Raw genomic sequence first — 23,099 nt, 5'->3', positions numbered from 1 at the left:
TACGTTGTTTTGGAACTTTAGTTAGTCCATATGACGCTGTTTTGAAGTCTACCCCGCTTTCAAATAGGGCGAATGGTATAGAGATAGCTGCAAAACAGCCTAATTCAATGTGTCTATTTATACGTATTTGAACTAACTGTCCAGCCCTGTTCGACGGCGCACGGGTGATTCGCCGTTTAGACCGGCGCAAGGCCGATTCCGGCCCGCAGAGCGTTGAGCCAAGCGGCCTGACGCTTGCGATAGCCCTTGATGCGATATCGGAATCGGACTCCTGCGAGTCGATGCATCGTTTGGGCGAAGGCTTCGAGTGCAACAAGGTCTTTCATTTGGTCGCGATTGATAACCAGGACGTGGATGCCCATTGCCTTGAGGCCATTATTTCGATTGCCATCGTGGATGCGAGCGTTTTGAAGCTCATGCCCAATTCCGTTGTATTCGTTGTCGACTCCGGCGGCCGGGCAATATAGGTCGCAGATGGCGTAAGGGATGCCGGAGGACATGTTAACCGCAAGAGTGTCGAAGTCGATTCGATAGTTGAGTAGCAGGCCTCCCATGGGCAGGCTGCAACATCCGAATCCGCCAAAGCGCATGGGCGCTCCGAGAACGGCTAACATTAGGGATTCGGCTGGGGATGCAGATCCGGGTCGGGCAAGCTTGACTGCCGTGCGAAACGAGGTGTATGAGCTACTTTTGGCGAAGCGCGCGACCGCCTCGAGATCTTCGATGGTCGTGGCGGGCTCGCATTTGTAGTGCGCCTGTTCGTAGCGGGTTTCGTTCTGCTGTTTGGCTGCCGACTGGCCGCCCAGGCAATCAAGATCGCCCGTCGCTGCGCAGCTATCGCCCTTGGGCCAGATGTCGTCATAGGCGATGGGGTAGGTTGCCTCGGGCGGAAGGGAGTAGGTTCCGAGCAGCTCCATAAGGAGCATCAAGGTTTTGGCGACCGATTCATTTTTAGAACAAAGCATGGCTGTCATGGCAGGAGACGTTGCGTAGATGTCGGCCTCGACGTGCATAATTGCACCTTCAGGAAGCGGAGCGGAGAGAATATGCTGAAGAAGTCGCTTGTCGGGGCGTCTGTTGTCTTCGTTTGAAACGAGAAGATCGAGTAGTTCGGAATCATCTTCATTCCAGGCGTCGAGTATCGAAAGTGCGCCAAAGTCTATCGCGTCATTATTGGGAATGCAGCTAGCCAAGGCCTGTGCTTGCTGTTCACTATCAACGGAGTCCCAGGGTAGGGCAGAGTACGCCCGTCGTGCGCGACGAATTGCGCGGAGGGCGGAGAAATGTGAAATCACGGTCGTCATAGCTATAACGTACTAAGTTGGCGGCAGAATGCGACCGCCATACCGTTCTTTTCGCTCAGCGGGGCGCTGTGCGCCATGAACGGCTGGGTGTTATGAAATCGGTGGAATCGGTTGAGGGGATTGCAGGAAATTGAGCTCTGCCGCGAAGGTTGACGATAGCTACTGGACAGTTAGTTCAGATACGTATAAGGCGACGGGCATTCGAGGCGTTTCTAAGGGCCTTCGAGGGTGATTTGAGGGTAAATATGCGGCGGTTGTACTCGAAAACGATGAGCTTTGGGCGGCATGGCATCCGCCGGGGAGCTCAGAAGGCTCCGAACGGCCCTTTGGGGCTTTAAAAAATACGTATCTGAACCAATTGTCCAGGGAAGGTTGGCGAGGGATAGAAAAAGGGCCGGAAGCGAGCTTCCGACCCTTTAAAAGCATCAAAGATGATGCGATGCGCGTTGGACTACAGCGCGAAGTCGCCGCCGACGAGCGTGGAGACGGGCTCCTCGTGGTAAACGGCGGAGATGGCCTGAGCGAACTCCTCGGCGACCGAGATGGTCTTGATCTTGCCGCCGACCTCGACGGGAATGGCGTCGGTGACGAGGCACTCGACGATCGGGGCGTCGTTCAGACGCTCGATGGCCGGACCGGAGAAGATGCCGTGGGTGGCGCAGACGTAGATGTCGCCAGCGCCCATAGCCTTGAGCTCCTTGACGTTGGCGCACAGGGTGCCAGCGGTGTCGATCATGTCGTCGTTGATGATGCAGGTCTTGCCCTTGATGTCACCGATGATGCCCATGACCTCGGCGGCGTTGTGGCGCGGACGGCCCTTGTGGGCGATGGCCAGGTCGCAGCCGAGCATGTCGGACAGCTTCTTGGCGGCCTTGGCGCGGCCCACGTCGGGGGAGACGACAACCAGGTTGTCGGTGTCGAAGTTCATGGCGTTGTAGTACTGGCCAAACAGCGGCAGTGCGGACAGGTGGTTGACCGGGATATCAAAGAAGCCCTGGATCTGACCCTGGTGCAGGTCGAGGGTGATGATGCGGTCGACGCCGGCGCGCTCGAGCAGGTTGGCGACGAGGCGGGCGGTGATGGGCTCGCGCGGGCCGGCCTTGCGGTCCTGGCGGGCATAGCCGTAGTGGGTGATAACGGCGGTGATGGAGCGGGCGGATGCGCGCTTGGCAGCGTCGGTGGCGATGAGCAGCTCCATGAGCATGTCGTTGACGTTGCCGCCGGCCACGGACTGAATCAGGAAGACGTCGGCGCCGCGGACGGTCTCGTCGTAGCGGGCGTAAATCTCACCGTTGGCGAACTGCTTTAGCGTAAGGCCCGAAAGCTCGACCCCAAGGTACTCAGCGATCTTCTGAGCGAGGGGACGGTTGGAGGAACCGGAATACACGCGGATGGACTTGCGCATATTCTCCGACTTCTCGGGATCATTAATCGGCATTACCCTTCTCCTTTATACATCGAATGCCATATAGATGCCTTTTTGCATTGTAACCGTGCGGCGGGGTTAATCGGGTCTTGATAACGTCTTTACCGTCAACGGACACGAACCGACCACTCATCCGGCCGCGCAGGTCACGATAGAAAAAGGAGCCGTCCCCAGGGAACAGCTCCTTTTGTGCTTGGCGAAACGTTATGCCTCGTCGTCCTCGTGCAGACGGCGGCGATAATCGGCGGCCCAGCCCTCAATATTTACCTGACGGGCGCGGCCCAGACCGAGTGCGTCGGCCGGGACCGGCTCGGTGATGACGGAGCCGGCGGCCACGAGTGCGCCGTCGCCAATCTGGGCGGGCGCGACCATCATGGTGTCAGAACCGATGAAGGCATCCTTGCCGATGACGGTCTTGTGCTTGTGGACGCCGTCGTAGTTGCAGGTGATGGAGCCCGCGCCGACATTGACGCCGGAGCCCATGGTCGTGTCGCCGATGTAGGACAGGTGCGGCACCTTGGAGCCCTCGCCGATCGTGGACTTCTTGATCTCCACATGCGTGCCGGCCTTGGAGCCGTCGAGCATGTGGGTGCCCGGGCGCAGGTAGGCGCGCGGGCCGCAGTCGACGCCGTTCTCGATGACGGCCTCGATGGCGATGGTCTCATCGATGATGCAGCCGCTGCCGACGGTGGTGTCGGTGAGGCGGCTGTTGGGGCCGAGCTGGCACTCCTCGCCCACGGTGACGTGGCCGATCAGGTGCGTCTGCGGCCACACGACGGTGTCGCGGCCGATGGTGGCATCGGGGCCGATCCAGGCCTGCGTGGGGTCGATGAAGGTAACGCCCTCGGCCATCCAGTGCTCGTTGATGCGGTCGCGCGCGATAGCGGTGAGCTGCGCGAGCTGGATACGGCTGTTGACGCCCAGGCCATCGCGGTAGTCATCGCAGTGGAAGATGGAGACAGCCTGGCCGTGGCTTTTGAGAATCTCGAGCATGTCGGGCAGGTAGTACTCGGATTGCGCGTTGTCGTTGCCGATCTCGTTAATGTGGGCGGCGAGCTGCGCGCCGTCGAAGGCGTAGCAGCCGGCGTTGCACTCGAGCAGCGTGGCGGCCTGCTCGGGCGTGCAGTCCTTCTGCTCGATGATGCGTTCGATCTGGCCGTCGGCGCCCAGCTTGATGCGGCCGTAGCCGAAGGGGTCGGGCGGGGTCATGGTCATGACGGTGCAGGCGAGCTCGCCGGTAGCGACGGTCTGCGCGAACTTGGCGACGGTGTCGGCGGTGATGAGCGGCAGGTCGCCGTTGAGCACGACGACGGGGCCTTGCGTGATGCCGCAGGCCTCGAGCGCGACCTTTACGGCGTGGCCGGTGCCCAGGCGCTCGGTCTGCTCGACGCACTCGACCTTGGTGGCGCTGTTGGCGTAGGCGCCGTCGATCAGGGCGCGCATCTCGTCGGCGTGGCTGCCGATGACGACCACGACGCGGCTGCAGCCGGCCTTGATGGTAGCGTCGACGATCCACTGGACCATGGGCTTGCCCAGGATCTTGTGCGAAACCTTGCAGTGGTTCGACTTCATGCGGGTGCCCTCGCCGGCAGCGAGGATAATTGCGGTTGCGTCCATGTGATCTCCTGTTACGTTATAGAGACGTGTGTTTGGAAACGATACACGGCGCAATATGATACCGCAGGCATATGATGAGCGCGTAACGATTGGTTTGCGGCGGTTGAGGCTTGCGCCGCCGGCATGGCGTTTGCACTGCTTGCGTGCGGCGTTGGCGGTGCTGCGGAGCTGTCGTTTGAGCGAGGGGACGGGGGTGCCCGTGGACAACATACGAGAGGAGTTTGGCGGCGAGCCCGTCGCGGCGTTCTCGATGTCGCATCCGGCGGTGCCGGCACTCTATATAGTGCTGACGCTGGGGCTCACCATGTTCTCGATGCAGCCGGTGCTGATTGCGCTGTCACTTGCGGGCGGGCTGGCGTATGGATTTGCGACGCGTGGGGCTGCCCGCACGCTGGGCGCACTCCGCTGGCAGCTGCCGGTGATTTTGATTATCGCGCTGGTCAATCCACTGTTTAGCGCCTCGGGCTCGACGGAGGTGTTTCGTATTGGCATGCGTGCGGTGTATCTGGAGAGTATGGTATACGGCCTGTGCATGGGCGGGTTGTTTGTGGCGAGCGTACTGTGGTTTGAGGCTGCGGCGTCGATGCTTGGCTACGACAAGGTGCTTGCGCTTCTGGGTAACGCCGCACCGGTGATCGCGCTCATGATTTCGATGTGCATGCGGCTTATCCCACAGTTTTTGCGCCGCGGTCGTACGGTACTGGCGGTGCAGGATGCGATTGATGTGCCGGGTCGCGCGCCGGCCGATCCCGTGCGTTCGCGCCTACGGGCATCGAGCGTGTTGATGGGCTGGGGCATGGAAGATTCGCTGGAGCGCGCGGACACGATGCGCTCGCGCGGGTGGGGTGCCGCGACGCGTCGTACGACGTATGCGCGGTATCGACTGGGGCACAGCGACGTTGCCGCGCTGGTGGGGCTTGCGCTGTTTGGCGCCGCTGCGGTTGCGGCGGCGTGGGCCGCGACAACGCAGTATTCGTTTTACCCTCAGCTTTCGGTGCCGGCGCCGTGGCCTGGCTATATTGTGTACGCGGCTTGGATGGTGTTGCCCTGTGTGTTGCACGCGATTGACGAGAAGAGGTTTGGCTGATGACCCGGTTGGATAGCTGCTCGGTAACGGGCGGGGCGTGCGGCTCTGATGTGCCTGCGATTGAGGTACGGGGTCTGAGCTTTACCTACCCCGGGGCTGAGGCTGCGGTGCTCGAGGGGCTCGACTGGTCTGTTCCCCAAGGTGCATTTGCGCTGCTTGTTGGCGGTACCGGATCGGGTAAGTCGACGCTGCTGTCGCTGCTCAAGCCCGAGATCGCTCCGGCGGGCGAGCGCACTGGCGAACTGCGCGTGCTGGGCGAGCCCGTCGCCGACATGGATGTGCGGGCATCGGCGGAGCGCGTGGGCTATGTGTTCCAGGATCCCGAGAACCAGATCGTGTGCGAAACCGTGTGGCACGAGATGGCGTTTGGCCTGGAAAACTTGGGGCTAGCGCGTGATGAGATGCGCCGTCGCGTATCTGAGACCAGCTATTTCTTTGGGCTGGAAGATTGGCTTCACCGCGATACTGACACGCTTTCGGGCGGTCGCAAACAGTTGCTGTCGTTGGCGGCCGTTCTGACGCTGCGCCCGCGCGTGCTGCTGCTCGACGAGCCCACGTCTCAGCTTGATCCGGTTGCGGAGAAGAATTTCCTGCACGCGCTGTTTCGTGTGAATCGCGAGCTGGGCTGCACGGTTGCTGTGGCGACGCATCAGCCGCGCCCAATGCTCGAATACGCGACGTGTGCGTACCGGATTGAGGACGGTCGCGTGCGCGAGCTGGCGGATATGGCTTCTTTGGGACGCCGAGAATCGCTGTTTTCCGATGACATGTTGGGGTGGGGTGCCATCCGATGTGCAAATAAAGGAGTATTCAGCAGGCGTGAGGACAATTTGGGCTCTCTGGAGCCGCCCGGGGACGTATCGAGCGCGAAAAAAAGTTCGGAATTGGACAAATCGTCCGAATTTGTGGCGCAAACGTCGCTCGAGAACGGCTCGGAAGCCTTCCCGCGCACGGATGGAAGCAGAATACTCCAAAAAATGCACGGCGGGTCGGCTACCACCCTGTCGGAAGGCTGGTTTCGCTACGATCGAGCGTCCGGCTGGGTGCTGCGCGGGCTCGATGCGTCGTTTTCGGCTGGCGCGGTGCATGCGGTTGTGGGCGGTAACGGCTGCGGCAAGTCGACGATGCTTTCGGTGCTGGCCAAGACTGCCAAGCTGCAGCGTGGTCGTATGGTGCGCGGGGCGGCCTCGGCTGCGCTGCTGCCGCAGAACCCCAAGGCCCTGCTGGTTGCCGAGACGGTGCGCGACGAGCTGATGGAATGGGCCTCGACCTGCGGATATGACGAGAACTTGGCGCGGGAGCGTGCGGCGAGCTTGGGGCTGTCGGGTCTGGATGGGCGCCATCCGTACGATCTTTCGGGCGGGCAGCGTCAACTGCTTGCATTGGCAAAACTGCTGCTAATCGGCCCCGAACTGCTATTGCTCGATGAGCCCACCAAGGGTCTAGACCTGTTCAGCCGCCGCATTATCGCCCGCGCCCTGCGTGACCATGCGAAGGCTGGCGGCACCGTCATCATGGCTACGCACGATTTGGACTTTGCCGAGCAGGTAGCCGACGACGTCGCCATGATGTTTGACGGCGAGATTGCCTGCATGGAGCCCCCGGCCGACTTCTTTGCCGACAACGTGTTCTATAGGGCGTGATGGGATGACAGACTGTCGTTTCTCGCGCTTGCTTGCAAAACTGGAGGTCCCGCTGTTGTTGGCAGTGCCGGCAGTGATGGCTGCGGCGTTGCTGGTGGGCATTGAGCAGGCGGCGCTTGCCATGCTGGTTGTAGTGGCGCTGGTGCTTGCGCTGTTCTTTGCGGGTTACGAGGCATCTCGTCCGGGTTTGCGCCAGATTATGCCCACGCTGGTGCTGGCGTCGCTGGCGGCGGCGGGGCGCATCCTGTTTGGGCCCATTCCCGACTTTAAACCGGTGAGCGCCATCGCCATTATCGCGGGGGCGACGCTTGGCCGTCGCAATGGTTTTATGGTTGGCGCGCTGGCGGCGCTGACCAGCAATTTCTTTTTTGGACAGGGCATGTGGACGCCGTGGCAGATGTATGCTTGGGGGCTCGTGGGATACGTTGGCGGTGCGCTGACGTATGCGGGTGCGTTCGACCGCGCCGACGGCACCGTGCGCATGCCAGCACTGCTGGCGTACGGCTTTGCGTCGGGCCTGCTCTATGGCGTCGTGATCAACGCGTATGACATCATTGGTTTTGTACAGCCGCTTACCTGGGCGGGTACCGTGGCGCGTCTTGCCACGGCGGTGCCGTTCGATATCACACACGGCCTCGCGACCTGCGTGTTCTTGGTCGCCCTGTACAAGCCCTGGTGTCGCCGCATTAACCGTGTCGTCGTGAAATACGGGCTGTAAGGCTGGCTGCGTCGGAGCGGGAATCAATACTGCCGAAGTGCCATTTTAAAACTATGCCGGTTTACGGGGCTAGATTGGCGCAGGCCGACCATACCGGCTTTTTTCAAAATAGAGCAAGCCGTTTACCTGCGGTTTTATTATTACGGAATTGCGCATGGCTGGGGGTTCGCGATTCAGCCCCGTAAACCGGCATAGTTTTGGAATGGCCGGCTGATACGACGGGCATCGTGGCCCCTAGAGAGCCAAATTGATCCATTTTCTTCCGTCTCCAGATGTCCCCAGGAAATCAGTTGACGGCGCTTGCCACGAAACTGGCCCATCTACTACGTTTAGCTTGATACCCCCGACCATGACCGCGTTTTATGAAAAACCGCAGGCTTTCTACCTGCGGTTTTCTTTTTGCGTTGTTCGCTGTGGTTGAGGGTAGTGGCTTAAACGTAGTAGATGGGCTGGTTTCGTGGCGGACGGGGTCACGCGGGCGCCCTTGCGCGGGCAAAAGTGATCTGTATTCCTTCGTCCCCGGGGGATCATTTGGGGGCTAGAGCTCTAGCGTGAGGGTGACAGGGCAGTGGTCGCTGCCGAAGATGTCGCCACGGATACCGGTGTCGCGTACGTTGTCGGCGATTGCGTCGCTTACCAGGAAGTAGTCGATGCGCCAGCCTGCGTTGTTCTTGCGGGCATTAAAGCGGTAGCTCCACCAGCTGTAGACGCCCTCGACGTCGGGGTTTGCCGCGCGCCAGGTATCGGTAAACCCGGCGTTGAGCAGATCGGTAAACTTGCCGCGCTCTTCGTCCGAAAAGCCTGCGTTGCCGCGGTTGGACTTGGGGTTCTTAAGGTCGATCTCTTCGTGCGCCACGTTAAAGTCGCCGCAGGTTACGACGGGCTTGCCGGTTTCGTGCTCAAGCGTGCTCAAAAAGCCGCGATAGGCATCATCCCAGGCCATGCGCACATCGATGCGCGCGAGCTCATTTTGGGCGTTGGGCGTATAGACGTCGACAAACCAAAACTTGTCGAACTCGAGTGCGCAGACGCGGCCCTCGGTTACGGCTTGGGCGACGAGTACGGCCGCCTCGCCCTCGCCGGCGTAGGGTAGCAGCGCGTCGGCGTGCAGCACGCGCTGCGGTTCCTGGCGGCTAAAGACCGCGGTGCCCGAATAGCCTTTACGCTCGGCGTAGCTCCAGGTTTGGTGATAGCCGGGCAGGTCAATATCAACCTGGCCTTCTTGCAACTTGGTTTCTTGCAGCGCCAGGACATCGACATCGAGTTCCTGCGCGATTTGAATAAAGCTCGGGTCCTTTTTGAGCACGGCGCGCAGGCCGTTAACGTTCCACGAGGCAAAGGTGTAAGTCTGAGGCATGGTGTCCTTTCGACGGGGTTGGCAGGCTTAAGATTAACGCAACAAGGGCGGGGTGGGCTCCGTGCATGCTGACTTAAAGGCCGCATGCTGGGACGTCGCCCAACGCTACCCGACCAACAAGGACGGAGAACTCATATGACGCAGGCAATAACGGATCCCAAGCAGGCCTCCGCCGCGCTGGCGGAGCTGTTCGGCACCCACAAGCGCGTGGTCTTCTTTGGCGGCGCGGGTGTTTCCACGGCAAGTGGCATCCCCGATTTCCGCAGCATGGACGGCCTGTATCACCAGCAGTTTGCCTATCCGCCCGAGACCATGCTGTCGCATAGCTTTTACGAGGCGCATCCGGCCGAGTTCTTCGACTTTTACCGCACCAAGATGATCTCGCTTGGCGCCAAGCCCAACCGCTGCCACACCAAGCTGGCCGAGCTGGAGCGCGCCGGTAAGCTTGATGCCGTGGTGACGCAAAATATCGACGGCCTGCATCAGATGGCCGGCTCACAGCGCGTGTTCGAGCTGCACGGATCGGTCCATCGCAACATTTGCCAGTCGTGCGGCGCGGTCTATAGCGCCGAGTGGATTTGCTCGCGCGAGCACGAGGATGCCGCGGGCGTGCCTGCGTGCCCCGCGTGCGGCGGCCGCATCAAGCCCGATGTAGTGCTCTACGAAGAGCCGCTTGACGAGCATGTGTTGACCGGTGCCGTTGCCGCCATCGCCGCGGCCGATGCCCTCATTGTGGGCGGGACCTCGCTCGTGGTGTATCCGGCGGCAGGCCTTACGCGATACTTTACCGGCGATACGCTGGCCATATGCAACCTTGCTCCCACCGATCAGGATGCAAATGCCGACCTGCTGATTTCTTGCGACATCGCGGCCGCGTTTGCGTTCTAGCCCGCGCGCGCGGATACAATAGAAAGACTGAGTGCAAAGCGACCCCGCCGCCAGCTCCCCAAGCTCGGCGGCGTGGGCATTTTAGGAGGATGTTCATGGCGAACGACAGCAAGACATGGCGGTGCGGAAAGTACGAGCTCAGCTTTGACCGTCCGCGCATCATGGGCGTCCTCAACGTGACGCCCGATTCGTTTAGCGATGGCGGGGAGCACTTCGACCCCGATGCCGCCATCGAGTACGGCCTGGCGATGCTCGACGCCGGCGCCGACATCATCGACGTGGGCGGCGAGTCCACGCGCCCTGGTTTTACCCCGGTCAACCCCGACGAGGAGGCTCGCCGCGTGCTGCCCGTGGTGCGCGCGCTGGCCAAGGAGGGCGCCATCGTCTCGATCGACACGCGTCATGTGGCGGTTGCCAAGGCGGCCGTGCGCTGCGGCGCCTCGATCGTCAACGACGTGACCGGCTTCACCGATCCCAAGATGGTCGAGTTCGTTAAGACGAGCACCTGCGGCGTCATCGTGATGCATGCCGGCGAGGTCGCCGCGCCCGCACGCACGCACGCAACGGTGCAGCTCGATACCTCGGCAGCGGCGTTTGTTGCCGAGAAGGCGCGCGAGGCGGCTGCCGAGGCCGCGCGTGAGGCCGAGAAGCCGGCTCGCCGCCGTCGCGGCAAGTTGCTGGGCGAGCCTAAGCCGGAGGCCAAGCTTCCGGGCGGCGTGGTGCAGCCCTCGTTGCCGTTTGGCGAACCGGAGCCCACGTCCGAGCCTTCAAGCGAGCAGGAGACGCCGGCCGCCGAGCAGGCTACTGCCGCCGAGACCGTCGCGCCCGCGCCCGAGGCCACGCCCGCAGCCACCGAGGCCGCATCGGAGTCCAATGACCGCCTGGCCGCCATGATGCGCCGCAGCGCCCGCCGCGAGGAAGCCTACGTGCCCACCTCGCAGCTCCGCCGCTTCACCCTGCCCGATTCGGCGCCCATCATGCGCCGCGTCATGGGCTTTCTGTCCGACCAGGCCCGCACGCTCATCCATGCCGGCGTGTCGCGCGACCGCATCTGCATCGATCCTGGCCCGGGCTTTGGTAAGTCGGCTAACGAAGACATCGTCATCCAGCGCGAGACTGCCAAGATGGCGTCACTGGGCTATCCGCTCATGTGCGCCGTGTCGCGCAAGCGCTTTGTGGGCGCCGTCTCGGGCGTGACCGAGGCCGCCGAGCGCGATGCCGCTACGTTTGGCGTGTGCCTGGGCGCCATCCAGGCCGGTGCCAACATCGTGCGCGTGCACGACGCCGCGGGTTTTGCGCAGTTCCTGAACGGCTACTGGGCGGTTGCCAAGCCGCAGCCGCGCCGCGCGTTTGTGGCCGTGGGCTCCAACCTGGGGCATCGCTGCGACAACATCCGCGCCGCACGCGAGATGATCGCCGAGATTCCACTCACCTGCGTGTCTAACTCCTCCAAGATTTACGAGAGCGAGCCGGCCTACGAGACGCGCCAGGACGCGTTTGCCAACGCCGTCATCGAGATCAAGACCGAGCTGGCGCCGCTGGTGCTGCTCGATGAACTCATGAAGATCGAGGCCGAGCTGGGGCGCGACCGCTCCAAAAAGGCCAAGGCCAACGGTCCGCGCACCATCGACCTGGACCTGCTGTGGATGGATGGCGAGACCCACGGCGGCAAAAAGCTGCGCCTGCCGCATCCTCTCATTGGCGAGCGCGACTTTGTGCTGGTGCCGCTCGAGGACCTGATGCACGACCCGGCGCGGTTCTTCCGCTACAACGGTGTCGAGGTCAAGGAGCCCGAGGACCGCGTGGGCCATATCGTGGGCGAATTGGGGCGTATGTAGATGGTCGAGATGAATGCTGTTGTCGCCGGCACCGAGCTCGACGCGGCGCGCGACGCGGGCCGCGAGGGCGTGTCCGCGGGCTGGTGCGCGTGGAGCGCGGGCGATGCTTCGCTGACGTTTTCGCTGGTTGTGCGCCCCGATGTGAACATGCATGCCTTCCACGGCCTGCCGTTTGTGGCCGCGATGGGCATGATGGACGCGCTCGTGGGCACGGCATCGACGCCGGGGTTGGGCCTTGCCGGTAAGGTGGGTATCCAGTGGCCGAGCGACATTGTGTGCGGCGCGCCCGCATTTGAGACGTCGTTCGCGCGCGTTACCGTGAACGGCGGTGCCGGTGCCGCGGGCATGTTCGGTGCCGTGACGGTGGATATTGAGCTTTCGGCGTTGAGCGAGCTCGGTGTGGATGCGGCCGACGAAGCGCTGGTCGAGGAGTTGGCCGCCGCCGTGCTGACCCGTGTGGACACCTGGGCGGTTGTTGCCAACACGCCGCAGGGCGCTGCCGGTCCGCTGGCTCCCGTGCTGGGCGAGTACTTCGACATGGTGCCGCTGCTGGGCCGCCAAGTTGCGGCGGTGTCGCCCAACGGCTTGCCGCTTGCGGTCGGTGTGTTTGCGGGCCTGGACATCTGGGGTCGTGCGACCATCAAGACCGATGCCGGCGAGCAAGAGTTTCCGCCCGAGGTCGTACGGATTCGCGGGCTGTAACGCGAGGCGCCAGCGCTCAAAGACAACGATGACAACAAGACCCTCCTCGGCAGTGCCGGGGAGGGTTTCGCCTATCTGAGGAATAGGCTTGGCGAACGTTTGCGGGGGAGCTGTGTCATCGGGTGTACTCGACTTAAGCCCCTGCTCTATCCCAGCTCCTGCATGCGGCGGTAGATTTCGCAGATACCCTTGATGGTGAGCTGTCCGTCGACTACGTCGAAGGCATCGGTCGAATCGGCGACGATGCCGGCGAGACCGCCCGTGGCGATAACGGTGGCATCCTCGCGGCCCAGCTCGCGCTTCATGCGCGCGACCAGGCCCTCGGCCATGGCGGCGGCGCCCATCACGGCGCCGACCTTGATGCACTCCTCGGTATCGCGGCCGATGGCGTGCTCGGGCGCCTCGAGCGGCACGCTGGCGAGCTTGGCGGCTCGGGCGGCGAGCGCGTCCATCGAAATGCGGATGCCCGGCGCAATCGCTCCACCAATGTAATAACCGTCCTCATCGATGACGTCGATATTGGTCGCGGTGCCAAAGTCCACCACGATTGCCGGCGCGCCGTAGAAAGTTTCGGCCGCAACGGCGTTAGCGACGCGGTCGGCACCTACGGCCTGGGGACGCGCCGCGCGCAGCTTGGTCACCGCGGCCGTCTGCGGTCCGATGACGATGGCATCTGCGGCAATGCGGTCGGCCACGGCGTGCCATTCGCGCGAGAGCTGCGGCACCACGCCCGCAAAGGCGATCGCGTCGACCGCGTCGAGCGAAAGGCCGTACATCTTAAAGAAACCCATCAGGCGCACATGGATCTCGTCGGCGGTATAAGAGCGGTCGGTGGGCATGCGCCACGACTGCACCAGCTCGTCTCCGTCAAACAGGCCCATGGCCGTCTGCGTGTTTCCCATATCGATAGCGAGCAGCATGTCTACTCCCAGTGTTGGCATAAAAGGACGCGCACCATTGTATACGCGCCGCCGACGGCTCTCGGCTGCGATTCGTTTACGGTGATAGGGGCTGAGGGGTTTAAATATGAAGGAATTATGCTCCACGAGATTTTCCTTGCCGTTTACCGAACTCCCGCGTAATATTCTTTCTTGCGCACATGAGGCGCCCAGACATTGCGGGGTGGAGCAGTCTGGTAGCTCGCCGGGCTCATAACCCGGAGGTCGTAGGTTCAAATCCTGCCCCCGCGACCAAGAACTTGCAGCTCGTCGGCCTAGCCGGCGAGCTTTTTTGTTATTTCGGGACCGTGTTTTCGGTCCAATTCTCGGCCTCTCAAACAAAATCTCGATCTGTAACATCTAGACCCGATTTGGGCGGCTAGGTGTTACAGATCGAGAAAAACCTGTTGTTGGGCTCATCCCATCCGCCTGCCGCTACCTGCTGTCCGCCGATTTCCGTTGCGCTGCTGTATTCCCATGCCATATCCTCTAGACAACTACGCGGCATCATCGCCGCCGCGCCTACAAGAGAGGAATGTCCATGACCGCACCTGCATCCAAGCTGCTCCAGCCCATTACGGTTGGCCCCCTTGAGCTCAAGAACCGCATTATGTTCCCGCCGCTGACCACCGGCTACGAGGAGCGCGACGGCTCCATTGGCGAGCGCAGCCTGGCTTTTTACGAGCGCCTGGCCCGTGGCGGCGTGAGCTACATCGTCATCGGCGACGTTGCTCCCGTCATGACCGCGAGCCCCACGCCCAAGCTGGCGACCGACGCCCAGATCCCCACGTTTAAGGCCCTGGCCGACGCCGTCCACAAGCACGGTGCCAAGGTTGCGCTGCAGCTGTTCCACCCCGAGTACGACGTGCCCGGTGTCGGCCGCATGGTCATGGGATCCATGGCTGCCGCCAAGGCCGCGCAGGAGGCCAAGGCCGCCGGCGACGAGGAGACCTTTGCCGCCAAGATGGCCGAGTCCAACGAGATCCGCAACCAGGCCTACGCCAAGCTGCATCACGACATGCAGCACTTTGTGAACGAGGCGAGCGTAGAGCAGCTCACCCAGATCAAGGAGGCCATCGCTGCCTCGGCCGCTCGCGCGCAGCAGGCCGGCATCGACGCCATCGAGGTCCACGGCGACCGCTTGGTGGGTTCGCTGTGCTCGGCCATCCTCAACCAGCGCACCGACGAGTACGGCGGCTCGTTCGAGAACCGCGTTCGCTACGCGCTGGAGGTCGTCGCTGCCATTAAAGAAGCCGCGCCGCAGCTGATGGTGGAGTACAAGCTCCCCGTGATCATGGAGAACCCCGACGGCACGCCGCGCGGCAAGGGTGGCCTGCAGCCCGACGAGGCCTGCGAGTTTGCCAAGCTGCTCGAGGGCGCGGGCATCGACATGATCCAGGTCGCGCAGGCCAACCACACCGGCAACATGGGCGACACCATTCCGCCCATGGGCGCCATGCCCTACAACTGGACGCTGTCCGTGGCCGAGCGCGTCAAGGCCCTGGTCTCCGTGCCGGTGGCAACCGTGGGCCGTGTTGTCTCGGTCGAGGCCGGCGAGAAGATTCTGGAAGACGGCGCCGCCGACGTCATCGCCTATGGCCGCTCGCTCATGTGCGACCCCGATATTGCGCTGAAGGCCGCCACGGGTGAGCCCATCCGCGAGTGCCTCAACTGCAACAAGGGCTGCGTCGATGCGATTCAAAACCGCAAGTACATCTCGTGCGTGCTCAACGCGGAGAACGGCGACGAGGCGACCATCGCCATTAAACCGGGCGAGGGCGACAAGAAGATCGCCGTGGTGGGCGGCGGCATCGCCGGCCTGGAGGCCGCACGCGTGGCGGCCAAGCGCGGCTACGACGTGACCATCTACGAGGCGAGCGATCATTTGGGCGGCCAGATTGTGCTGGCGGCTGCGCCTCCGCGCAAGGACGAGATCATGCGCTCGGTCGAGTACTACGAGAAGATTCTGCCTGGCCTGGGCGTGAAGGTTGAGCTCAGCCATGCCGCTACCGCTGAGGACCTCAACGCCGCCGACGCCGCGATTGTGGCCGTGGGCGCGCACGACGTGGTCATCCCCGTTCCGGGCGCCGACTCGGAGAAGGTCGTCTCGAGCTGGGACGTGCTGGCCGGCAAGGTGGAGCTCAGCGGGCGCGTCGCCGTCATTGGCGGTGGCCTGGTGGGCACCGAGACTGCCGAGTACCTGCTGCAGCACGGCTGCGAGGTGGCGATTGTCGAGATGCTCGACAAGATTGCCGCGGGCGAGTCCGAGACCATTCTGCCGCTGATTATGAGCGACTTTGCAGAGCACAACGTGGAGCAGCACGTGAAGACCCGCCTGACCGCCATTACCGACGAGGGCGTGGAGGCTGTTCGCACCACCGAGGACGGCGCCGAGGAGCCGGTGAAGATCGCCTGCGATTACGTGGTGATGGCCGTGGGCTCCAAGGCCAACGCGTTTGACTTGGATGGCGTGACGGTGCCCGTGACCCGCGTGGGCGACTGCTCGGGCGAGCGCACCGCCGACATTGCGAGCGCCATTCGCACGGCATATCACGCGGCCAACGAGCTGTAGTTGAACATCGCGGCCAGGCGGGGCGGTAGCACGGATCCGTCTCGCCCGGCTGTGTCCCGTCGGGTGTCAACCGGTGCGGGGCCTGCAAGCGCAGCAGGTCCCGCCCTTTTTGTTTTGCTCCGGTGGATGGCAATGCGCGGTAATCATGAGGAGTGAGGACGTCTACTGTCCTGCAGATCACTCAAAATTATTGGGGGAGGGGTTAATAACTATATCCTCTATACCAAAGGACATAAAGAGATGCCAATTTTGTTGACAAGCGAATGACGATTAGCTGCGAGTCAGCTACCAGCGTAAATAATCGATAAAGAAATGTCGTAATTTGGTGCCAAATGCCCAGATAACGCCGCGTCTATTTTAATTAACTGCTTTGAGCAAACGCTAAAATGCTACTATCTAACTTGCACGTAAGAAAGCAGATTAACGGTTAAGGCTAAGAAGTGGCAGGTATGTCGGAAGCAACTAGGACTCGCACGCATGCGCCCGAGGTTAGGCAGCGCGCCGTCGAGATCCTTCAAGAGGGGGTCGGTCATCGCGCCCTCGCCGCGGAGCTTGGCATTCCCCAGGCCACGGCTCGTCAGTGGGCCCGCGCGTATGCCGTGGGCGGTGCCGACGCCGTTCTCAATGCCGGTTCGCATCATCACACCTATTCGTACGACGTAAAGCTCGCTGTGGTTAAGGACCGTCTGGAAAACGGCTTGACGGTTCGCGAGGCCATGATCAAGCACAAGATTCCCAGCGAGTCTTCGGTCAAGGCTTGGTGCCGTCAGTACCGCGAGGGCGGTGAGGCCGCACTGGTCGATAAGCCGCGCGGTCGCAAGCCGCGCGTTAAAAAGGCGGAATAGCAAACGGGATGGTGCGCCCATAGGGGCGCATTTTTCTTGCCGCGCCAACTTTTTGGACCGGCGCGAGCCTGTCGGGACATCCTCCAAAGTGGCCAATAAACCGCGCGCAGTGGCCCGCGCGCCTGTCGCTGCGATAGGGGAGCGTCGCCCCACTGCTCCAAAGCGGACGTGCCCTTACCCCGTACGCCTAAAACTCCCCAGTTGACCGAAAACCTGCCGCCGCTGCTCCTCAATTGAGCTATAACGTTAAACAATTGCAGCGTTTTTGCATGGGGGAGTGATGGTATGACGCTACTGTATTTCCTTACCCTGTTTCCGCTGGTACCGGCGCTGGGCATGCTGCTCGCGCGCGGTGACCGCGCCCGCGATGCGGTGGGGCTCATAGGTTCCGGCATTATTATGGCGGTGACAGTTGTAGTCGCCGTCATGTTTTTTGGCACGGGTCCGCAGAGCTTTGAGGTTGCCCCCGGCACCTCGCATGTGCTCTCGATCATCAGCTCCGCCATCGATGTCATCCTGTGCGCCGTCATCCTGTACAACGCGTACAAATATAGGAACGCGCTCACCACGGTGCTCGGCATAGTCCAGCTGGTGGGCTCGCTCGCCTTTGCAGCCATGACGCTGCCCGCGGCCGAAGCCGTCACGGCGACGCCGCTCTACCTGGACTACATGAGCGTGATCATGGTCCTCGCCGTCGGCATTGTCGGCAGCCTAATCTGCGTGTATGCCCTGGGCTACATGAAGGACTTCCAGGCCCATGACGAGCACGAGGCCGCGCTGCGCGGGCAGACCGCGCCCGACCGTCGCCCGCAGTTCCTGGCGCTTATGTTCCTGTTCCTCTCGGCCATGTTCGTCATCGTGACGAGCGATAACCTTGAGTGGCTGTTCTGCGGCTGGGAAATCACCACCGTGTGCTCGTTCCTCATGATTGGCTACACGCGCACGCCCGAGGCCATCAAGAACGCCTTCACCCAGATCATCCTCAACATGCTGGGCGGCATCGCGTTTTTGGCCGGACTCATGTACCTGCACGTTAACGGCATGCCGCTGACCATCTCGGGCATGATCGAGCTTTCCGGCGCCGGCACCGCGCAGTCCGCGCTGCTGGTGATGCCGGTCATCTTGCTATCGCTCGCCGCCCTTACCAAGGCCGCACAGATGCCGTTCCACACTTGGCTGCTTGGCGCCATGGTTGCCCCCACGCCCACGAGCGCCCTGCTGCACTCGTCAACCATGGTCAAGGCCGGCGTGTTCCTGATGGTCAAGCTGAGCCCGCTCTATGCCATCTATCCCGTGACCGGCTTTATGGTCACGAGTGTGGGTGCCATCACGTTTTTGCTCGCTGCCCTCATGGCCATCTCGCAGAGCAACGCTAAGCGTGTGCTCGCGTACTCCACCATTTCCAACTTGGGCCTCATCAGTGCCTGCTTGGGTGTCGGCGCGCCCGAGGCCGTATGGGCGGCCATCTTCCTGATCCTGTTCCACACGGTGGCCAAGTCGCTGCTGTTCCTGTGCGTGGGCACGGCCGAGCACCATATCGGCAGCCGCAATATCGAGGACATGGACGGCATGTTCAGCCGCATGCCGCACCTGACGCGTCTGATGATGCTGGGCATTATGGGCATGTTTGTGGCGCCGTTTGGCATGCTCGTGTCCAAGTGGGGTGCCCTGGTGGCGTTTGCGCAGACTGGCAACGTGCTCATGATCATGGTGCTGGCCTTTGGCTCGGCCACGACGTTCTTCTTCTGGGGCAAGTGGCTTGCCAAGCTTTCGGGCGTCGACCCCACGGCTCAAAACGTTGAGGTCAATGTCCATAAGACCGAATGGATGGCCCTCAACACCATCGCCGCGCTGCTGATTCTGTGCTGCGTGGCGTTTCCGGTTATCTCGAGCGGTCTGGTGTCGCCTTACTTGGCCATGGTGTTTGGCCGCGTGCCGTACGTTATTGGCAAGGACGCCATGTATCTGATGGTGGTTATCGTGGCTTTTATCGCCGTGGTGCTGCTGACTTCATTCCGCGTGAGCAACAAGCCGCACGTCAACGTGTACCTTTCGGGTGTGGGAACCGACAAATATCGCCATTTCCGCGGCTCGATGGGACACGAGGTGAAGGCCGAAAAGCGCAATTGGTACTCGGAGGACGCCCTTGGCGAGAAGCGTATTGGCCCCGCGGGCAGCGTCGTGTGCTGCAGCATTATCTTGTTTGCGCTGCTGTGTTGCGCGTGGATTGGGCCCGAGCGGCTTGCCATGAGCGCGCCCTCGGTGCTGCGCGGTAAGTATTTCGAAGGCTCGGGTGTCGTGGGCATATTTATTGGTACCGTGGTGTTTGCCCTGCTGGCGCCGCTTGTGGGCGGCCTGATCGACGGTCTTGACCGTAAGCTTTCGGCTCGCATGCAGGGCCGCGTGGGCCCGCGCCTGCTGCAACCCTTCTACGACGTTGCCAAGCTGCTGCGCAAAGCCCCTGCCAGCGTAAACACCATGGACGATACCTACATGGCGTGCGCGCTCATCTTCACCGTCGTGGGCGGCGGCATCTTTGTGTCGGGCTCCAACACGCTGCTGTGCGCTTTTATGGTGACGCTCGCCGCGATCTTTGTGGTGTTGGCGTCCGCCTCGACGCAAAGCCCGTTTGCCCAGGTCGGCGCCGACCGTGAGTTGCTGCAGGTTATGAGTTACGAGCCCGCCGTTCTGCTGATGAGCGTGGGCCTGTACCTTGCCACCGACAGCTTCGATTCCATCGCCGTGACGGGGCAGTCGGCCCCCATCATCGTGTACAGCGCACCCATTTTCCTCGCGTTGCTCGCGGTGCTCACCATCAAGCTGCGCAAGTCGCCGTTCGATCTTTCGTACTCGCATCACGCGCATCAGGAGATTGTCCAGGGCGTCGCCACCGAGATGAGCGGCGGCACGCTGGCCAAGATGACCCTTATGCACTGGTGCGAGACCGTGCTGTTTTTGATGTGGGTGGGCATGTTCTTTGTCTGGGACAACCCGGTGAGCTGGGTGGTCGCCCTGGTCGTGATGGTCGCGACGTATTTTGTCGAGGTCCTGATCGACAACACCTTCGCACGCAGCACCTGGCGCAGCTGCTTTAGGCTCGGATGGGGCGTGGCGCTGGTGTTTGGCCTGCTCAACCTTATGCCCATCCTCGTCGACGTATTTATTTAGGAGGCGGCATCCATGGATCATAAAATGTCGCGCTCGCCGTGGGTTATTCATTACGACGGTTCGAGCTGCAACGGATGCGATATCGAGGTGCTGGCCTCGCTCACGCCGCTGTTCGATGCGGAGCGCTTTGGCGTGGTCAACACCGGCAACCCCAAGCATGCGGATATCTTTTTGGTGACGGGGTCGGTCAATGCCCAGAACCTGCCTGTCGTGCGCCAGATCTACAACCAGATGCTCGAGCCCAAGTGCGTGGTGGCGTGCGGCATCTGCGCGTGTTCGGGCGGCGTGTTCCGCGATGCCTACAACGTGATCGGCGGCGTGGACCGCGCGATTCCCGTGGACGTGTACGCGCCCGGGTGCGCCATTCGCCCCGAGACGGTGATCGATGCCATCGTGGAGGCGTGTGGCATCCTGGACCAGAAGGAGGCCGTGATGCGCGCCGGCGGCGATCCGCTCACCGTGGGCGGTGCCGCTACTTGGGACGGTGGCGTTGAGCTGGGCGAGGACGGGTTTGTGGCTGCTGCGGAGGCCGGCGACGCGACCGCCGCTGCAAAGGAGGCCGAGTAATGCAAAAGGCTATCTATACCACCGTCGGGATCGACGAGCTGTTGCCGCATGTTCAGGCGCTCAAGGGCGTCGGCGCGCGCTTTGTGCAAATGCACGCCGAGCGCAACGTCGACGACGGCACGTATCGCTTGGTCTATACGTTTATCAACGTTCGTGCTGCTCAGGAGCATATCGCGCAGGACGGCAGCTATGCGATCGAGAACCTGGTGATTGAGGGAATTAATCAGTACCAGGAGATTCCGTCCATCAGCTCGTACTATCCGGCAGTATTCCCGTTTGAAAACGAAGCGCACGACCTGTTTGGTCTTGCCATCACCGACATGCAGGTCGACTTTAAGGGCTTTTTCTACCAGGTTTCGACTGGCGAGCCCATGAGCGTCATCACGCCCGAGGTGAAGGCCGCGCGCGAGAAAGCCATGAAGGTCCGTGCCGCTGCCGAGGCCAAGGCGCGCAAGGCCGCGGCCGAAAAGGCCGCCGCTGCGGCTGCTGCAGGGGAGGGCGCTGCGGGCGCTGCCGTCGCTCAGCCCGCTGCGGCTGCCGGCTCCGATGCCCAGCATGACGATGCCGCTGCCAAGGCCGCGCTCAAGGCTGCCGAGATGGAGGCAAAGCTCGCTGCCATGGATCCCGAGAAAGCGGCCAAGGTCCGCGCGGCGCTTGCCGCCAAGGCCGCCCGCGACAAGCAGAAAAAGGAGGCGTAAGGTCCATGGCTCATCGCTCCGTAATTCCGTTTGGCCCGCAGCACCCGGTGCTGCCCGAGCCGCTTCATCTGGACCTGGTGATCGAGGACGACCGCGTCATCGAAGCAATTCCGCAGATCGGCTTTGTGCACCGCGGACTCGAGAAGCTCACCGAAAAGCGCGATATGCATCAGTTTGGCTACATCGCCGAGCGCATCTGCGGCATCTGCGCCGTGGGCCATAGCTGTGGCTACGCCAGCGCCTGCGAGCGCATGCTCGGCATCGAGGTGCCTGGTCGCGTGCAGTATATCCGCACCATTCTGCATGAGCTTTCGCGCATTCACTCGCACCTGCTGTGGCTGGGCCTGCTCGCCGATGCCTTTGGCTTTGAGGCGCTGTTCTATCGTTCGTGGACGCTGCGCGAGCAGATTCTCAAGATCTTTGAGAGCACTTGCGGCGGTCGCGTGATTCTGTCGATTAACGAGATTGGCGGCCTTAAACACGACATTGAGGATTCCGAGCTGGCGGGTATTGTCCAGACGCTCGACGCTATGCGCCCTGACTACGAGGCCGTGGTGCATACATTTTTGGACGACAATAGCTGCGGCGAGCGCCTGCATAGCGTGGGCGTGATCAGCAAGAAGGACGCGCTGGATCTGTCGATGGTCGGCCCGTTCGGTCGCGCCTCGGGCGTGGATTATGACGTGCGCATGTTCGGTGACGGTGCCTATGCGGACTTGGCTGCGTTTGAGCCGATTGTTGCCACCGATGGCGACTGTTATGCCCGCTGCCAGGTGCGTTGTGCCGAGGTTACGCAGGCCATGGACATTATCAAGGAGCTTGTCGGCAAGATTCCGCACGACGGTATCGGCGGGCGTACCAAGCTCACGCCGGCCGACGGCGCGCGCGGCGAGGTTGTGATTGAACAGCCGCGCGGCGAGGCATATTACTATGTGCGCGGTAACGGCACCAAGAACCTGGACCGTTTCCGCGTGCGCACGCCGACGTCGCAGAACCTGGCGGGTCTGACGCATGCGCTGCAGGGCGTGCTCCTTGCCAACGTGCCCATGATTATCCTGACCATCGACCCCTGCATTAGCTGCACGGAAAGGTAGGCGCGGCATGAGTTTACTGACATTTGCCAAGACGGCCTTGGGCTCTATGGTCAAGCAGCCGGTAACGGTGTGCTATCCGCAGGAGAAGCTCGCGGCACCCGAGCGCCTGCGCGGGCATATCGTTAACGACATGAACGTGTGCATCTGCTGTGGCATGTGCGCGCGCCGCTGCCCGGCGGGCGCACTCGCGGTCGATCGCAAGGGCGGAACGTGGTCGATCGACCCGTATGCCTGTGTGGTGTGCGGCGAGTGCATCGAAAGCTGTCCTAAACACTGCCTGAGCATGGACACCGCCCGCACTCCGGTTGCGGCGGACAAGACTCTCACGGTAGAAACCAAGCCGGAGTAGCGTTTGGATGGGGCCGGTGGGGCAAAAATGCCCCACCGGCCCCGCGCGTGAACGCGCGGTTGGGCCGCCACGAACAAAACTATGCCGGTTTACGGAGCTGGATAGCGAACCTCCGACCATACGGAAAATCCCAAAAACAAAACCGCAGGTAGAACGCCTGCGGTTTTTCATAAAACGCGGTTGTGGTCGGGGGTATCGGGTCAAACGTAGTAGATGGGCCAGTTTCGTGGCGAGCGGTTCCGGCTGATCCCTTGGGGGCGGAGGAAAACGGATCATTTTGGTCCCGTG

The 23,099-nt window shown here is 62.1% G+C and carries 18 protein-coding genes and 1 tRNA gene; 14 read left to right on the top strand and 5 right to left on the bottom strand.

Going from position 1 to position 23,099, the window contains the following annotated elements:
* Positions 1-176 precede the first annotated feature (176 nt).
* From KTF55_RS02710 to glmU, 3 genes are all read right to left on the bottom strand, one after another.
* Positions 177-1,304 (bottom strand): endonuclease domain-containing protein, encoded by a 1,128-nt coding sequence (locus KTF55_RS02710; RefSeq protein ID WP_217107387.1) that lies wholly within the window; start codon positions 1,302-1,304, stop codon positions 177-179.
* A 451-nt stretch (positions 1,305-1,755) separates the two neighbouring features.
* Positions 1,756-2,742, bottom strand: a complete 987-nt coding sequence (locus KTF55_RS02705) for a ribose-phosphate pyrophosphokinase (protein ID WP_055285377.1) — start codon at positions 2,740-2,742, stop codon at positions 1,756-1,758.
* Between the two features lie 192 nt (positions 2,743-2,934).
* Entirely contained in the window at positions 2,935-4,347 is a 1,413-nt protein-coding gene (gene glmU, locus KTF55_RS02700) for a bifunctional UDP-N-acetylglucosamine diphosphorylase/glucosamine-1-phosphate N-acetyltransferase GlmU (RefSeq protein ID WP_217107388.1), read from the bottom strand.
* A gap of 199 nt (positions 4,348-4,546) precedes the next feature.
* Between glmU and KTF55_RS02695 the strand changes: the two genes are divergently transcribed.
* From KTF55_RS02695 to KTF55_RS02685, 3 genes are read left to right on the top strand one after another with little or no spacing between them, the layout of a single operon-like run.
* Complete coding sequence (locus KTF55_RS02695; protein ID WP_226790505.1) at positions 4,547-5,434, top strand: energy-coupling factor transporter transmembrane component T; 888 nt, start codon at positions 4,547-4,549, stop codon at positions 5,432-5,434.
* Complete coding sequence (locus KTF55_RS02690; RefSeq protein WP_217107390.1) at positions 5,434-7,077, top strand: ABC transporter ATP-binding protein; 1,644 nt, start codon at positions 5,434-5,436, stop codon at positions 7,075-7,077. The genes KTF55_RS02695 and KTF55_RS02690 overlap by 1 nt, the downstream gene beginning before the upstream one ends.
* A gap of 4 nt (positions 7,078-7,081) precedes the next feature.
* Complete coding sequence (locus tag KTF55_RS02685; RefSeq protein WP_217107391.1) at positions 7,082-7,795, top strand: DUF6580 family putative transport protein; 714 nt, start codon at positions 7,082-7,084, stop codon at positions 7,793-7,795.
* Between the two features lie 538 nt (positions 7,796-8,333).
* On the opposite strand, the gene KTF55_RS02680 is transcribed toward KTF55_RS02685, so the two are convergent.
* Positions 8,334-9,152, bottom strand: coding sequence for an exodeoxyribonuclease III (locus tag KTF55_RS02680; RefSeq protein ID WP_217107392.1), 819 nt, complete (start codon positions 9,150-9,152; stop codon positions 8,334-8,336).
* A gap of 135 nt (positions 9,153-9,287) precedes the next feature.
* Between KTF55_RS02680 and KTF55_RS02675 the strand changes: the two genes are divergently transcribed.
* The 3 genes from KTF55_RS02675 (at position 9,288) to KTF55_RS02665 (ending at position 12,580) form a co-directional block, all read left to right on the top strand.
* Positions 9,288-10,040 carry an NAD-dependent protein deacylase gene (locus KTF55_RS02675; protein ID WP_217107393.1) on the top strand — a complete coding sequence of 251 codons (753 nt, stop codon included), beginning with the start codon at positions 9,288-9,290 and terminating at the stop codon, positions 10,038-10,040.
* 95 nt (positions 10,041-10,135) lie between these two features.
* Positions 10,136-11,878: a dihydropteroate synthase gene (gene folP, locus KTF55_RS02670; protein WP_217107394.1), complete on the top strand. Its 1,743-nt coding sequence runs from the start codon at positions 10,136-10,138 to the stop codon at positions 11,876-11,878.
* Positions 11,879-12,580 carry a hypothetical protein gene (locus KTF55_RS02665; RefSeq protein ID WP_217107395.1) on the top strand — a complete coding sequence of 234 codons (702 nt, stop codon included), beginning with the start codon at positions 11,879-11,881 and terminating at the stop codon, positions 12,578-12,580.
* Positions 12,581-12,726: 146 nt separating this feature from the next.
* On the opposite strand, the gene KTF55_RS02660 is transcribed toward KTF55_RS02665, so the two are convergent.
* A complete protein-coding gene (locus KTF55_RS02660; protein ID WP_195919405.1) occupies positions 12,727-13,500 on the bottom strand; it encodes a type III pantothenate kinase in 774 nt (257 codons plus the stop codon).
* A gap of 196 nt (positions 13,501-13,696) precedes the next feature.
* Between KTF55_RS02660 and KTF55_RS02655 the strand changes: the two genes are divergently transcribed.
* From KTF55_RS02655 to KTF55_RS02620, 8 genes are all read left to right on the top strand, one after another.
* Positions 13,697-13,773: transfer RNA gene (locus KTF55_RS02655), tRNA-Met, on the top strand.
* 286 nt (positions 13,774-14,059) lie between these two features.
* Positions 14,060-16,090 carry a bilirubin reductase, long form gene (bilR, locus tag KTF55_RS02650; RefSeq protein ID WP_226790504.1) on the top strand — a complete coding sequence of 677 codons (2,031 nt, stop codon included), beginning with the start codon at positions 14,060-14,062 and terminating at the stop codon, positions 16,088-16,090.
* Positions 16,091-16,539: 449 nt separating this feature from the next.
* A complete protein-coding gene (locus KTF55_RS02645) occupies positions 16,540-16,935 on the top strand; it encodes a helix-turn-helix domain-containing protein (RefSeq protein ID WP_217107397.1) in 396 nt (131 codons plus the stop codon).
* A 285-nt stretch (positions 16,936-17,220) separates the two neighbouring features.
* The gene (locus KTF55_RS02640; RefSeq protein WP_217107398.1) at positions 17,221-20,103 is read left to right on the top strand and encodes a proton-conducting transporter membrane subunit; all 2,883 of its coding nucleotides are present in this window, start codon (positions 17,221-17,223) and stop codon (positions 20,101-20,103) included.
* A 12-nt stretch (positions 20,104-20,115) separates the two neighbouring features.
* A complete protein-coding gene (locus KTF55_RS02635; RefSeq protein ID WP_195192721.1) occupies positions 20,116-20,670 on the top strand; it encodes an NADH-quinone oxidoreductase subunit B family protein in 555 nt (184 codons plus the stop codon).
* Positions 20,670-21,368 (top strand): NADH-quinone oxidoreductase subunit C, encoded by a 699-nt coding sequence (locus KTF55_RS02630; protein ID WP_217107399.1) that lies wholly within the window; start codon positions 20,670-20,672, stop codon positions 21,366-21,368. The genes KTF55_RS02635 and KTF55_RS02630 overlap by 1 nt, the downstream gene beginning before the upstream one ends.
* Before the next feature lie 5 nt (positions 21,369-21,373).
* Positions 21,374-22,462 carry a nickel-dependent hydrogenase large subunit gene (locus tag KTF55_RS02625; RefSeq protein WP_217107400.1) on the top strand — a complete coding sequence of 363 codons (1,089 nt, stop codon included), beginning with the start codon at positions 21,374-21,376 and terminating at the stop codon, positions 22,460-22,462.
* A 7-nt stretch (positions 22,463-22,469) separates the two neighbouring features.
* Positions 22,470-22,811: a 4Fe-4S dicluster domain-containing protein gene (locus KTF55_RS02620; RefSeq protein ID WP_217107401.1), complete on the top strand. Its 342-nt coding sequence runs from the start codon at positions 22,470-22,472 to the stop codon at positions 22,809-22,811.
* Positions 22,812-23,099 lie beyond the last annotated feature (288 nt).

Origin of the sequence: Collinsella sp. MSK.8.10, from assembly GCF_019041915.1 — a bacterium.
GTDB lineage: Bacteria > Actinomycetota > Coriobacteriia > Coriobacteriales > Coriobacteriaceae > Collinsella.
This window is presented reverse-complemented; position numbering and strand designations above follow the sequence as displayed.